This window comes from Mesorhizobium sp. ES1-3, assembly GCF_020164795.1.
Taxonomy (GTDB): Bacteria; Pseudomonadota; Alphaproteobacteria; order Rhizobiales; family Rhizobiaceae; genus Mesorhizobium.
This window is the reverse complement of record NZ_JAIUGW010000019.1, coordinates 35721-50654: the sequence shown is the minus strand read 5'-3', so window position 1 is coordinate 50654 and position 14934 is coordinate 35721. Positions and strand designations below refer to the sequence as shown.

The window sequence follows — 14934 nt, the reverse complement described above, 5'->3', positions numbered from 1 at the left end:
AGCGCGTGGCTGAAGCCCTACGGGGAGGAAACATGGCTCAAGCTCAAGAATTCGAGAAGGTTCTCTCGGCCAGCGATACAAGCGTAGCCGCTTTCGACGATCACAAATCAGCCGTCAAGCGCATCCAGCATTTTCTGCATTCGACGCCGGCCGCGGTGCCGCTGATCGTGCTGCTTCTGTCGGTCATCATCTTCGGCATCGCGATTGGAGGACGGTTCTTCTCGTCCTACACGCTGACGCTGATCCTGCAGCAGATCGCCATCGTCGGCATTCTCGGGGCCGCGCAGACGCTGGTCATCCTGACCGCCGGCATCGACCTGTCGATCGGGGTGATCATGGTGATTTCGGCGGTGATCATGGGCAATTGCGCGGTCAGCTACGGCATGCCGAGCGTGCTCGCCGTGGCGATCGGGCTCGCCGCCGGTGCGGCTTGCGGGCTGCTGAACGGGCTGCTGGTCGCCTATATGAAACTGCCGCCCTTCATCGTGACGCTTGGCACCTGGAACATCGTCATGGCCACGAACTTCATCTATTCGGCCAATGAGACGATCCGCGACACCGACGTCGACAATCAGGCGCCGCTCCTGCATCTGTTTGCCCTGAGCTTCAAGGTCGGCACCGCGGTGCTGACGCTCGGTGTCATTGCCACGGTCGTGCTCGTGCTGGTTCTTTGGTACGTGCTCAACCACACCGCATGGGGCCGTCATGTCTACGCCGTCGGCGACGACCAGGAGGCGGCGAAGCTGTCGGGCATCCAGACCAAGAAGGTGCTGATGACGGTCTACGCCCTTGCCGGGCTGATCGCCGCTTTCGCGGCCTGGGTCTCCATCGGCCGCAACGGCTCGATCTCGCCGTCCGCCGCCGTCACCGACTACAATCTGCAGGCCATCACCGCGACGGTGATCGGCGGTATTTCTCTCTTCGGCGGCCGCGGCTCCATCCTCGGCACCTTGTTCGGCGCGATGATCGTCGGCGTCGTCTCGATGGGCCTCAACATGCTGGGCGCCGATCCGCAATGGAAAGTGCTGCTCACCGGCGTGCTGATCATCGGCGCCGTCGCCATCGACCAATGGATCAGAAAGGTTTCGGCATGACCCAGGAACCCATCCTCACCGCGCGCGGTCTGGTCAAGCGCTATGGCCGCGTCACCGCTCTCGACAATGCCGACTTCGACCTTTACCCCGGCGAAATCCTTGCCGTCATCGGCGACAACGGCGCCGGCAAGTCGTCGCTCATCAAGGCGATTTCCGGCGCGGCTGTGCCGGACGAAGGCGAAATCCGGCTTGAAGGCAAACCCGTTTCCTTCAAATCGCCGATGGAAGCGCGCGAAGCCGGCATCGAAACCGTCTACCAGAATCTCGCGTTGTCGCCGGCGCTGTCGATCGCCGACAACATGTTCCTCGGCCGCGAGATCCGAAAACCCGGCTTCGTCGGCCAGTGGCTTCGCATGCTCGACCGTCCGGCAATGGAAAAGCGCGCCCGCGACAAGCTCACCGAACTCGGCTTGATGACCATCCAGAACATCAGCCAGGCGGTGGAGACGCTGTCGGGCGGCCAACGCCAGGGCGTGGCGGTGGCCCGCGCCGCCGCCTTCGGCTCGAAAATGGTCATCATGGACGAACCGACGGCGGCACTCGGGGTCAAGGAGAGCCGCCGCGTGCTCGAACTGATCCTCGACGTGAAGAAGCGCGGCCTGCCGATCGTGCTGATCTCGCACAACATGCCGCACGTCTTCGAGGTGGCTGACCGTATACACATCCACCGTCTGGGCCGTCGCCTATGCGTCATCGACCCCAAGCAATACACGATGTCCGATGCCGTTGCCTTCATGACCGGGGCAAAAACGCCCCCGGAGGCAGCATTGGCGGCCTGAACTGCCAAGTTGCCGCAGGGTAAGCAGGCAGGGGTGTGCTCTAATCGATTGAAAACATGCTGCAATGCACTAGGATGGGCTGGGAGAAACGGTGAAAGCCGGTATGATCAGGCTAACCGAACGAGAGGCGATATGACATCCGGCATGACGATCGAAGCCCCCGCTCTCGACAATCCCGATCCCAAGACGCTCGCCGAAGAAGTCTTGATGTCGCTCAAATACCGGGTCGGCAAGGACACCACCGTCGCGACCCAGTACGACTGGCTGACCGCCTCGATCAAGGTCGTGCGCGACCGCGTCGTCGACCATTGGATGCAGGCGACCAAGGAAGCCTACGACCAGAAGGAAAAGCGCGTTTATTACCTCTCGCTCGAATTCCTGATCGGGCGTCTGATGCGCGACGCCTTTTCCAATCTCGGCCTGATGGAGAACATGCGTGAGGCGCTGTCGTCGCTCGGCGTCGATCTCGACCTGATCGCGGCGCTCGAGCCGGACGCCGCCCTTGGCAATGGCGGCCTTGGCCGGCTCGCCGCCTGTTTCATGGAAAGCATGGCGACCGTCGACATCCCCGCGCATGGCTACGGCATCCGCTATGCCAACGGCATGTTCCGTCAGGAAATCCATGACGGCTGGCAGGTCGAACTGCCCGAGACCTGGCTTGATCACGGCAATCCGTGGGAGTTCGAGCGGCGCGAGCGCTCCTTCGAAGTCGGCTTCGGTGGTTCGGTCGAATCGATCACCTCCAGGGAAGGTCGCCTCGAACGCCACGTCTGGAAGCCGAGGGAACATGTTCTGGCGGTCGCCTACGACACGCCCGTGGCCGGCTGGCGGGCCAAGCGCGTCAACACGCTGCGCCTATGGTCGGGCATGCCGATCGACCCGATCCTGCTCGACAAGTTCAACGCTGGCGACCACATCGGCGCGCTGGCCGAAAGCAACAAGGCCGATGCGCTGTCGCGGGTGCTCTATCCAGCCGATTCCCACATGGCGGGGCAGGAGCTAAGGCTGCGCCAGGAGTATTTCTTCTCCACCGCTTCGCTGCAGGACATCCTGCAGCGGCATCTCAGCCAATATGGCGATCTCAGGTCGCTGCCCGACAAGGCGGCGATCCACCTCAACGACACCCATCCGGCGATCGCCGTGCCAGAGCTTATGCGGCTCTTGATGGATGTCCACGGCATGGATTTCGACCTCGCCTGGGACATCACCAAGCGCACCTTCGGTTACACCAACCACACGCTGCTGCCCGAGGCGCTGGAAAGCTGGCCGGTGCCGCTGTTCGAGCGGCTCCTGCCGCGCCACATGCAGATCGTCTACGCCATCAACGCGCAGGTGCTGCTCGAAGCCCGCGCCACCGATCAGTTCTCGGACGAGCAGATCAGCCGTATCTCGTTGATCCAGGAGAATGGCGACCGCCGGGTGCGCATGGGCAATTTGGCCTTTGTCGGTTCGCATTCGATCAACGGCGTGTCGGCGCTGCACACCGAGTTGATGAAGGAGACGGTCTTCGCCGACCTCCACAAACTCTATCCCGACCGCATCAACAACAAGACCAACGGCATCACGCCGCGGCGCTGGCTCATCCAGTGCAATCCGGGCCTCACCGCGCTTGCCCGCGAGGCGATCGGCGACCGCTTCATGGATGACATCGAGGCGATCAAGGGGCTCGATCCTCTCGCCGACGACTCTGCCTTCCGCGAAAAATTCGCCGCCGTGAAGCGCCAGAACAAGGTGAGGCTTGCCAATCTGGTCGCCGATCGCCTCGGCATCAGGCTCGACCCTTCGGCGCTCTTCGACATCCAGGTCAAGCGCATCCACGAATACAAGCGCCAGCTCCTCAACATCCTGGAAGCGATCGCGCTCTATGACCAGATCCGTTCGCATCCCGAGCGCGACTGGATGCCACGCGTGAAATTCTTCGGCGGCAAGGCCGCGCCCAGCTACCACAACGCCAAGCTGATCATCAAACTGGCCAACGATGTCGCCAGGGTGATCAACAGTGACCCTTCGGTGCGTGGCCTGCTGAAGGTCGTGTTCGTACCGAACTATAATGTCAGCCTGGCCGAGGTGCTGATGCCGGCCGCTGATCTGTCCGAGCAGATCTCGACTGCCGGCATGGAAGCGTCGGGGACCGGCAACATGAAGTTCGCGCTCAACGGCGCGCTGACCATCGGCACGCTCGACGGTGCCAATGTCGAGATCAAGGAGCATGTCGGCGACGACAACATCTTCATCTTCGGCCTGACCACCGAAGAGGTCGCCGAGCGGCGCAACAATGGCTACAATCCGCGCGGCGTCATCGAAGCATCCTCCGAACTGGCGCAGGCGGTCGCGGCGGTTTCGTCGGGCGTCTTCTCGCCCGATGATCCCAATCGCTACCGCGACCTCATCAATGGCCTCTACGACACCGACTGGTTCATGGTCGCGGCGGATTTCGACGCCTATGCCGCCTGCCAGCGCGACGTCGACGCCGTCTGGCGCAACAGCCCGGACTGGTACGCCCGCGCCATCCGCAACGTCGCCCGCGTCGGCTGGTTCTCCTCCGATCGCACGATCCGCCAATACGCGAAAGAAATCTGGAACGTGCCCGTCTGATGTGATTGCATAGGCCACAACGATGGCTGCAAAAACAAACACTTGGTGCCCGGGGAGGGCGACCGCCTGATGAGGAAGCCGCGCGCGACCGCTGCGACAAGCGGGCCGGACGGACTGGCGCCAGCCAGCGATGTTGCGGCGATTGTCGCCGGTACGCACGGCAATCCCTTTGCGGTTCTCGGTGTCCAGGAAGCCGGCAAGAGCCTATTCGCGCGCTGCTTCGTTCCGCACGCGCAGTCGGTCACCGCCTACACGCTGACCGGCATCGAGGCAGGCGAATTGACCAGGCGCGACGAAGCCGGTTTCTTCGAGGGCAAGCTGTCGATCAGGAAGCGCCAGCCGCTCCGCTATCACGCGCGCAATGCCGGCGGCGACTGGTGGCTGACCGATCCCTATTCGTTCGGTCCGGTGCTCGGGCCGATGGACGATTACTACATCGCCGAGGGTTCCCATCTCAGGCTGTTCGACAAGCTTGGCGCACATGTCATCGAGCACGAGGGCGCCACCGGCGTGCATTTCGCGGTATGGGCGCCCAATGCCAGGCGCGTCTCGGTGGTCGGCGATTTCAACGACTGGGACGGGCGCCGGCATACGATGCGCGACCGTCGCGACACCGGCATCTGGGAGCTGTTCATTCCCGATATCGGTGCCGGCCGGCCCTATAAATACGAGATCATAGGTCCAGATGGCGTGAGATTGCCGCTGAAGGCCGATCCGTTCGCCTTCAAGTCGGAACTGCGCCCGGCAACCGCCTCGGTGACCGCGGTGCCGCCGGCGCATGCATGGGGTGACGAGGCACATCGCAATTACTGGCGCAACGCCGACCCTCGGCGCGAAGCCATCTCGATCTACGAGGTCCACGCCGGTTCGTGGCAGCTTCGAGACGACGGCACCTTCCTGTCATGGGATGAACTGGCCGACCGGCTGATCCCCTATGTGGTCGAGACCGGTTTCACCCACATCGAATTCCTGCCGATCTCCGAGCATCCCTATGACCCGTCCTGGGGCTACCAGACCACCGGCCTCTACGCGCCATCGGCCCGCTTCGGCGATCCGGACGGCTTTGCCCGCTTCGTCGATGGCGCCCACCGTGCCGGCGTCGGCGTCATCCTCGACTGGGTGCCGGCGCATTTTCCTGTAGACGAGCACGGTCTGGTCCACTTCGACGGCACCGCGCTCTACGAGCATGCCGACCCACGCAAGGGCTTCCACCCGGACTGGAACACCGCGATCTACAATTTCGGCCGCCGCGAGGTGGTGTCGTTTCTCGTCAACAACGCGCTATTCTGGGCGGAAAAGTACCATGTCGACGGTCTTCGCGTCGACGCGGTCGCCTCGATGCTCTACCTCGACTATTCGCGCAAGCAGGGTGAATGGATTCCCAACGAAAAGGGTGGGCGCGAAAACCTCGAGGCGGTCAGCTTCCTGCAGAAGATGAACAAGGAGCTCTACGGACACCATCCCGGCGTCATGACCATCGCCGAGGAATCGACTTCATGGCCAAAGGTCTCGGCGCCTGTCCATGAAGGCGGGCTGGGCTTCGGCTTCAAGTGGAACATGGGCTTCATGCACGACACGCTGGAGTATTTTTCCAAGGAGCCGATTTTCCGCAAGCACCACCACAATGAGCTCACCTTCGGCCTGACCTACGCCTTCTCGGAGAATTTCGTGCTGCCGCTCTCGCATGACGAGGTCGTGCACGGCAAAGGCACGCTGCTGGGCAAGATGGCCGGCGACGACTGGCAGAGATTCGCGACCTTGCGTGCCTATTATGGCTTCATGTGGGGTTATCCCGGCAAGAAGCTGCTGTTCATGGGCCAGGAATTCGCGCAGCGCCGCGAATGGAGCGAAGCGCGCGCGCTCGATTGGAACCTGCTCGATTTCCGCCCGCATCGCGGCGTCTGGCAGACGGTGCGCGATCTCAACTATCTCTACCGTTCACGACCGGCCCTGCATGGCCGCGATTGCGAGGCGGAAGGGTTTTCCTGGCTGATCGTCGACGACAGCCAGAACTCGGTTTTCGCCTGGGTGCGCAGCGCTCCCGGCGGCAATCCGGTCGCCGTCATCTCCAATTTCACACCGGTGCCGCGCGACAATTATCGTGTGCCGCTGCCGACAGCCGGCAAGTGGCGCGAGATCATCAACACCGACGCTACCGAATATGGTGGCTCCGGCATGGGCAATGGCGGCATGGTCGAGGCAAGGGCGGAGGGCAAGAGCATCTCGGCAACGATGCTTCTGCCGCCGCTGTCGACGATCATGCTCGAACTCGCCGCCGACTGAACTCGTTAAGGCTGGTCAACGCATAAAGACGAGTAACTTGGGAGGGTATAAATGGCAGACTTGAAAAGAACCCAGCCGCTGGCCCGCGACGCCATGGCCTATGTGTTGGCGGGCGGGCGCGGCAGCCGCCTCAAGGAACTGACCGACCGGCGCGCCAAGCCGGCGGTCTACTTCGGCGGCAAGACGCGCATCATCGATTTCGCGCTCTCCAATGCATTGAACTCCGGCATCCGCCGCCTCGGCGTCGCCACCCAGTACAAGGCGCATTCGCTGATCCGCCACCTGCAGCGCGGCTGGAACTTCCTGCGGCCCGAACGAAACGAGAGCTTCGACATCCTGCCGGCCAGCCAGCGCGTGTCGGAAACGCAGTGGTATGAAGGCACGGCGGACGCCGTCTACCAGAACATCGACATCATCGAGGCCTATGGCCCCGAATACATGGTCATCCTGGCCGGCGATCACATCTACAAGATGGATTACGAGATGATGCTGCGCCAGCATGTCGATGCCGGCGCCGATGTCACGGTCGGCTGCCTCGAAGTGCCGCGCATGGAAGCGACCGGCTTCGGCGTCATGCATGTCGATGCCAAGGACAACATCATCGCCTTCGTCGAAAAGCCCGCCGATCCGCCCGGCATTCCGGGTAATCCGGAATTCGCCTTGGCCTCGATGGGCATCTACGTCTTCAAGACCAAGTTCCTGATGGAACAGTTGCGCCGCGACGCCGCCGAGCCGGGCTCCAGCCGCGATTTCGGCAAGGACATCATCCCCTATATCGTCACGCACGGTAAGGCGATCGCGCACCGCTTCACCAAGTCCTGCGTGCGTTCTACGGCCGAGAACGAGGCCTACTGGCGCGATGTCGGCACGGTCGATGCCTACTGGGAGGCCAATATCGATCTGACCGACGTGACGCCCGAACTCGACCTCTACGACCGCGACTGGCCGATCTGGACCTATGCCGAACTGAAGCCGCCGGCAAAGTTCGTCCATGACGAGGACGGCAGGCGCGGTTCCGCCGTGTCGTCACTGGTTTCGGGCGATTGCATCGTCTCGGGCGCCTCGCTGAAGAAGAGCCTGATCTTCACCGGCGCGCGCATCAATTCCTATTCGACGCTGGAAGAGGTTGTCATGCTGCCCGACGTTCATGTCGGCCGGAACGCAAAGTTGAAGCGCGTCGTCATCGACCACGGTGTAAGGATACCGGAGGGGCTGGTGGTCGGCGAAGATCCCGCGCTCGATGCCAAGCGCTTCCGCGTTTCGGAAAAGGGTATCTGCCTGATCACACAGGACATGATCAACAAGCTGTCACTTTAGGGTGTTTTGTGCATGTCGCAGTCCCAAAGCCGCTGCGCGGTTCCGGGCGACATGGACCAGGAGCGGATCGTTAAGCGCATGCATGTTCTGTCGGTCACGCCCGAAATCTTCCCGCTGATCAAGACCGGCGGGCTAGCTGATGTAACCGGCGCGCTGCCCATCGCGCTCGCGGCCAAGGGCGTGACCATGCGCACGCTCGTTCCGGGCTTTCCCATGGTGATGGGCGCCTTCAAGAAAAAGAAGGCCGTCTATCAGTACCCCTTGCTGCAGGGCGGCAAGGCCTCGGTCCACGCCGTCGAGGTCGCCGGGCTCGACCTGTTCGTGCTCGACGCGCCGCATCTGTTCGACCGCCCCGGCGGTCCCTATGGCAACGCCTCGGGCGCCGATTGGCCGGACAATTGGCGGCGCTTCGCGGCGCTGAGCCAGGCGGGCGCCGATATCGCCGGCGGCGCCATCTCGGGCTACCTGCCTGACATCGTCCATGCTCATGACTGGCAGTCGGCGATGACGCTGGCTTATATGCGCTACGGCAAGGCCGTTGGCATACCCTCGATGATGACCGTCCACAATCTCGCCTTCCAGGGCCAGTTCGGCGCCGGCATCTTCGGCGAGCTCGGCCTGCCGGCCGCGGCGATGGCGCTTGACGGCGTCGAATATTATGGCGGTGTCGGCTTCCTCAAGGCCGGTTTGCAGGCCGCCTGGGCGATCACCACCGTCAGCCCGACCTATGCGCAGGAAATCCGTTCGCCGGAATTCGGCATGGGCCTCGACGGTCTCATCAACATGCGTTCAAGCGATCTCCATGGCATCGTCAACGGCATCGACACCGCCATCTGGGATCCGGCAACCGACAAGCATCTGGTATCGACCTATACGGCCGAAACGTTGAAGGCACGCGCGCCCAACAGGGCCGCCGTCGAGGACCGTTTCGGCCTCGACCGCGACGGCAGCCCGATTGTCTGTGTCGTCAGCCGGCTGACCTGGCAGAAGGGCATGGACATATTGGCGACGGTGGTCGACGGCATCGTCGCGACAGGCGCCAGGCTGGCCATCCTCGGCTCGGGCGACGCCGGCCTCGAAGGCGCACTGCTGGCCGCGGCCGCACGCCACCGTGGTCGCATCGGAGTGGTCGTCGGCTATGATGAGGGGCTGTCGCACATCATGCAGGGCGGCTGCGACGCCATCGTTATTCCCTCGCGCTTCGAACCTTGCGGACTGACGCAGCTTTACGGCCTGCGCTATGGCTGCGTGCCGGTCGTCGCCCGCACCGGCGGCCTCGCCGATACCATCATCGATGCCAATGAAGCAGCGTTTGGCGCCGGCGTGGCGACCGGGTTCCAGTTTGCGCCCAACAATGGCGGCGCGCTGCTCCACGCCATCCGCCGGCTGGCCGACGCCTACGGCAGTTCAGCAACCTTCGAGACCATCCAGCGCCAAGGCATGAAGAGCGATGTGTCGTGGGATCGAAGCGCCGAAAAATACGTCGAACTCTATCGCCTGCTGCTTTCGAAAAGGGTTGCCTGAAGCATGATACGCACCGTTCCCACCAAGCCCTATTCCGACCAGAAGCCCGGCACGTCGGGACTGCGCAAGAAGGTGCCGGTGTTCCAGCAGGAGCACTATGCCGAGAACTTCATCCAGTCGATCTTCGACGCGCTCGACGGATTTGCCGGCAAGACCCTGGTGATCGGCGGCGACGGCCGCTACTACAACCGCGAGGTCATCCAGAAGGCCATTGCCATGGCCGCCGCCAACGGCTTCGGCAAGGTGATGGTCGGGCAGGGCGGTATCCTGTCGACGCCGGCGGCCTCACATGTCATCCGCAAATACAAGACCTTCGGCGGCATCATCCTGTCGGCCAGCCACAATCCCGGCGGCCCGCACGAGGACTTCGGCATCAAGTACAATGCCGGCAATGGCGGCCCGGCGCCGGAAAAGCTGACCGACGCCATCTTTGCCAAGACCAAGGCGATATCGAGCTTCAAGATCGCCGACATCGATCCGATCGACATCGATACGGTCGGGACCGTCAAGGCTGCGGGCATGACCGTCGAGATCATCGATCCGGTCACCGACTATGCCGAGCTGATGGAGAGCCTGTTCGATTTCGATGCGCTGCGCAAACTGTTCAAGTCGGGCTTTCGCATGCGCTTCGACGCCATGCATGCGGTGACCGGACCCTACGCCAAGGAAATCCTCGAGAACCGCCTCGGCGCACCGAACGGCACCTGCCGCAATTTCAAGCCGTTGCCGGATTTCGGCGGTCATCACCCCGATCCCAACCTGGTCCATGCCAAGCACCTCTATGACGAGATGATGGGACCGGATGCGCCGGATTTCGGCGCTGCATCCGATGGTGACGGCGACCGCAACTTGATCATCGGCAAGGGTATTTTCGTCACCCCGTCGGATTCGGTCGCCATGCTCGCCGCCAATGCCCACCTGGCGCCGGGCTACAAGGACGGGCTGAAAGGCATCGCCCGTTCGATGCCGACGAGCGGTGCCGCCGACCGCGTTGCCCACAAGCTCGGTATCGGCATGTACGAGACGCCGACCGGCTGGAAGTTCTTCGGCAATCTGCTCGACGCCGGCATGGCGACGATCTGCGGCGAGGAAAGCGCCGGCACCGGCTCCAACCATGTCCGCGAAAAGGACGGTCTCTGGGCGGTGCTCCTGTGGCTCAACATCCTGGCCGCGCGCGGCGAAAGCTGCAAGCAGGTCGTCACCGAGCACTGGGCGGCCTACGGGCGCAACTACTATTCGCGGCACGACTATGAGGAGGTCGAGAGCGACCGCGCCAATGCGCTGGTCGACGACCTCAGGGCCAAGCTCGGCTCGCTGCCGGGGACCAGCGTTCGTGGCCTGAAGATCGCCAACGCCGACGATTTTGCCTATCACGACCCGGTCGACGGCTCGACCAGCGAGCACCAGGGCATAAGGGTGTTGTTCGAAGGCGGCTCTCGCGTCGTCTTCCGGCTTTCGGGCACCGGTACGTCAGGCGCGACCCTGCGCGTCTATATCGAGCGCTACGAGCCGGATAAGGCAAGGCACGATCTCGACACACAGGAGGCGCTCGCCGATCTCATCGCCGCCGCCGACGACATTGCCGGGATCAAGAGCCACACCGGCCGCAACAAGCCCAGCGTGATTACTTGAGGGTGGCGGATGAGGCCGTCCCTTCTCCCACAAGGGGAGAAGGGAAGGCGCGCGCATGACGTCGCTCGGCGCCACCATCACCCCCGAAGGCATCCGCTTCGCCGCATGGTCCTCGTCGGCCCGTCGCCTCTGGGTTTCGATCTTCGACGAGCACGGAAATCGCGAACGCGATCGCCTGGAGCTGAAGCCGGAAGGCGACGGCGTGCACGCACTCTTCGTCTCCGGCCTGACCACGGGCGTGCGCTATGGCCTGCGTGCCGATGGGGACTATGCACCCGAGCGTGGGCTGTGGTTCGACCCCGACAAGCTGCTGACCGATCCTTACGCCGTCGAAATCGACCGGCCCTACGCCTATCACTGGCGGCTCGCCGCGCGGCGCTATGAGGGCGCCGACACCGCGTCGCTGATGCCCAAGACCGTGGCCAGGGCCTTGCCCACGGCTCCACCGGTCCTGCCGCCGCTGTTTCGTCCGGGCGGTCTGATCTACGAACTGAATGTCCGCGCCTTCACCAAGCTCCACCCGGATGTGCCGGAAGAACAGCGCGGTACGATCGCCGCACTTGCCCATCCGGCCATCATCGAGCATCTGCAAAGGCTCGGCGTCTCCGCCGTTGAACTGATGCCGGTGACGGCGTCGATCGACGAGCGGCATCTGCCGCCGCTGGGCTTGAGCAACGCCTGGGGCTACAATCCCGTCACCTTCATGGCACTCGACCCACGCCTCGCGCCCGGCGGCCTGACGGAATTGCAGGACACGGTCGCCGCGCTGCGCCGGGCCGGCATCGCCACCATTCTCGACCTCGTCTTCAACCACACCGGCGAAAGCGACAGGCTGGGGCCGACGCTCTCGCTACGCGGCCTCGACAACCAGGCCTACTATCGGCACCGGCCGGATGGTGGGTTGGTCAATGATACTGGGACCGGCAACACCATCGCCTGCGACCATCCGATGGTGCGGGAAATGGTGCTCGACACACTCCGTCATTTCGTGCGCCAGGCCGGCGTCGACGGCTTCCGGTTCGATCTGGCCCCGGTGCTGGGCCGGGTCGATGGCGCCTTCGATCCGGAAGCGCCGCTGCTGCGGGCCATCACCCATGATCCGCTGCTTTGCGATCGCGTGCTGATCGCCGAGCCTTGGGATATCGGGGCAAACGGCTATCAACTGGGCAATTTCCGGCCCCCGTTCCTTGAGTGGAACGATCGCTACCGCGACGATGTCAGACGTTTCTGGCGCGGCGATGCCGGCATGGTCGGTGCTCTCGCCACGCGCCTTGCCGGTTCGTCCGACGTGTTCAACGGGGCAGGGGAGCCAACAAGCCGCAGCGTGAACTTTATCGCCGCCCATGATGGCATGACGCTGGCCGACATTGTCACCTATGAGCGCAAGCACAACGCGGCCAATGGCGAGCAGAACCGCGACGGCCATAGCGAAAACCTGTCCTGGAACAATGGCGCCGAAGGCGAGACGGACGATGTGGCGATCATCAAGGCGCGCTTCGACGACCAGCGCGCGCTGCTCGCCACGCTGTTCGCCTCTCGCGGCACCATCATGCTGACAGCAGGCGACGAGTTCGGCCGCACCCAGGAGGGCAACAACAATGCCTATGCGCAGGACAATGCCATCACCTGGCTGGACTGGGCAGGCCGCGACCAGGCATTGGAGCGTTACGTGTCGGCGCTGGCGGAACTTCGCCAGGCGGTGTCGGCACTGTCGGGCACGCGTTTCCTGACCGGAGAACCCGAGGCCTCGGGCGTTCCCGACGTCGCTTGGCTGACCGAAACCGGTGAGCTGCTAGACGAGAGCGGCTGGAACGACTCCAGCCGGCATCGCCTCGTCATGCTGCTTGGCGGCGAGGATGGCAGGCTTGCCGTCATGATCAACGGCGACCGCCGCCAATGCGTCTTCACCTTGCCGGCGCGAGATGGCTTCCAGTGGCTCGCGGCAATCGAGACGCAGGCGATCGACCTCCTACGCCCGCTGCCGGGCCGCAGCGTCAATTTCATGATCGAGCGCCGGACCGGAAACGGCGGCGCAAGGAGGGTTTTTGATGACCGGTGAGAATGTGGAGCAGGGAGCCGAGTGGTGGCGAGGCTGCGTCATCTATCAGGTCTATCCGCGCTCTTTCCAGGACACCACCGGCGATGGCAGCGGCGATCTCGGCGGCATCACGTCGAGGCTCGCCCATATCGCCTCGCTCGGCGTCGATGCCGTTTGGCTGTCGCCCTTTTTCAAGTCGCCGATGGCCGACATGGGCTATGATGTATCGGACTATCGCGACGTCGACCCGATGTTCGGCACATTGGCGGACTTCGATGTGCTGGTCGCCGAAGCGCATCGGCTCGGCCTGAAGATCGTCATCGACCAGGTGCTGTCGCATTCATCCGACAAGCATGAATGGTTCATCGAAAGCCGCGCCAGCCGCGATAATGCCAAGGCCGACTGGTACGTCTGGGCCGACGCCAGGCCGGACGGCGGCGCGCCCAACAATTGGCTGTCGGTTTTCGGGGGACCGTCCTGGGAGTGGGACGCGACCCGCCGGCAATACTACATGCACAATTTCCTCGCCTCGCAGCCGGACCTCAATTTCCACAACCCGGAAGTTCGGGAGGCGTTGCTGGACACGGTGCGGTTCTGGCTGGAGCGCGGTGTCGACGGCTTCCGGCTCGACACGGTCAATTATTATGTCCACGACCGCTGGCTGCGCAGCAATCCGCCCTTGGCTTCGAGCGTTGCCGGCACCAACACAGAGACCAATACCTACCTCTATCAGGAGCATCTGTTCGACAAGACGCAGCCGGAAAACCTGGCGTTCCTCAAGCGCTTCCGGGCATTGCTGGACGAGTATGAGGGCCGCGCCGCCGTCGGCGAGATCGGCGATGAAGGCCGCTCGCTGCAGACGCTCGCCGCCTACACCTCCGGCGGCGACAAGCTTCAGATGAGCTACACTTTCGACCTGCTCGGTTCGCAGTTTTCGGCGGCGCATGTGCGCGGCTGTGTCGAGGCCTTCGAAAGCGCGGTTGCCGACGGCTGGGTCTGCTGGGCATTCTCCAACCATGACGTGGTGCGCCATGTCAGCCGCTGGATGCGCCCAGGTGGCGATCCCGACCTTATGGCCAGATTCTCGATCATGCTGCTCGCCTGCCTGCGCGGTTCGATCTGCCTCTATCAGGGCGAGGAGCTCGGCCTTGAGGAAGCGGAGCTTGCCTACCAGGATCTGCGCGACCCCGTCGGCATCCGTTTCTGGCCCGGCGTGAAGGGCAGGGATGGCTGCCGCACGCCGATGGTCTGGGAGGCAGGGGCCGACAATGCGGGCTTTTCCACCGCAAAACCCTGGCTGCCTGTGCCGGCAAGCCATCGCGCCCGCGCGGTCGATGTGCAGAACGGCGAGGAGCAATCGGTGCTGTCGGCCTACCGCTCGGCGCTCGCTTTGCGTAAACAGCACCCTGCGCTGGTCGGTGGATCGATCAGCTTTCTCGACACCGAGGGCGACGTGCTCGCCTTCATCCGCGAGGGTGGCGGAGAAAGGCTGCTCTGTGTCTTCAATTTCGCCGGAGAGCCGGCGACTTGGCCGTTGCCTGAGGGTATCGGAACTGTCGCGGCCGTCCTGGGCGGCACTGCGGCTGTTGAGGAAAACGCGCTCTCGCTGCCGGCTCTCGGTTGCTTCCTCGGCAGGCTCGACTGATTGCCGCTTCGGTTGCGGCCAAGCGGT

Annotated in this window: 9 protein-coding genes; all 9 read left to right on the top strand. The window is 63.5% G+C overall.

Annotated features, from left to right (window positions below; translation table 11 throughout):
• Positions 1-32 precede the first annotated feature (32 nt).
• The 9 genes from LB536_RS22730 (at position 33) to LB536_RS22690 (ending at position 14907) form a co-directional block, all read left to right on the top strand.
• A complete protein-coding gene (locus LB536_RS22730) occupies positions 33-1094 on the top strand; it encodes an ABC transporter permease (protein ID WP_140763009.1) in 1062 nt (353 codons plus the stop codon).
• On the top strand, positions 1091-1873 hold the full coding sequence (locus tag LB536_RS22725) for an ATP-binding cassette domain-containing protein (protein ID WP_015318692.1): 783 nt from the start codon (positions 1091-1093) through the stop codon (positions 1871-1873). The genes LB536_RS22730 and LB536_RS22725 overlap by 4 nt, the downstream gene beginning before the upstream one ends.
• Before the next feature lie 132 nt (positions 1874-2005).
• Complete coding sequence (locus LB536_RS22720) at positions 2006-4468, top strand: glycogen/starch/alpha-glucan phosphorylase (RefSeq protein ID WP_224596544.1); 2463 nt, start codon at positions 2006-2008, stop codon at positions 4466-4468.
• Between the two features lie 69 nt (positions 4469-4537).
• A complete protein-coding gene (glgB, locus tag LB536_RS22715) occupies positions 4538-6751 on the top strand; it encodes a 1,4-alpha-glucan branching protein GlgB (protein WP_224596542.1) in 2214 nt (737 codons plus the stop codon).
• Between the two features lie 51 nt (positions 6752-6802).
• Positions 6803-8068, top strand: a complete 1266-nt coding sequence (gene glgC / locus LB536_RS22710) for a glucose-1-phosphate adenylyltransferase (RefSeq protein ID WP_140763000.1) — start codon at positions 6803-6805, stop codon at positions 8066-8068.
• Between the two features lie 78 nt (positions 8069-8146).
• Positions 8147-9592: a glycogen synthase GlgA gene (glgA, locus tag LB536_RS22705; RefSeq protein WP_140811846.1), complete on the top strand. Its 1446-nt coding sequence runs from the start codon at positions 8147-8149 to the stop codon at positions 9590-9592.
• 3 nt (positions 9593-9595) lie between these two features.
• Complete coding sequence (locus tag LB536_RS22700; RefSeq protein WP_224596539.1) at positions 9596-11224, top strand: alpha-D-glucose phosphate-specific phosphoglucomutase; 1629 nt, start codon at positions 9596-9598, stop codon at positions 11222-11224.
• A 55-nt stretch (positions 11225-11279) separates the two neighbouring features.
• The gene (glgX, locus tag LB536_RS22695; RefSeq protein ID WP_224596536.1) at positions 11280-13283 is read left to right on the top strand and encodes a glycogen debranching protein GlgX; all 2004 of its coding nucleotides are present in this window, start codon (positions 11280-11282) and stop codon (positions 13281-13283) included.
• The gene (locus LB536_RS22690) at positions 13273-14907 is read left to right on the top strand and encodes an alpha-glucosidase family protein (protein WP_224596532.1); all 1635 of its coding nucleotides are present in this window, start codon (positions 13273-13275) and stop codon (positions 14905-14907) included. The genes glgX and LB536_RS22690 overlap by 11 nt, the downstream gene beginning before the upstream one ends.
• The last annotated feature ends 27 nt before the right edge of the window (positions 14908-14934 follow it).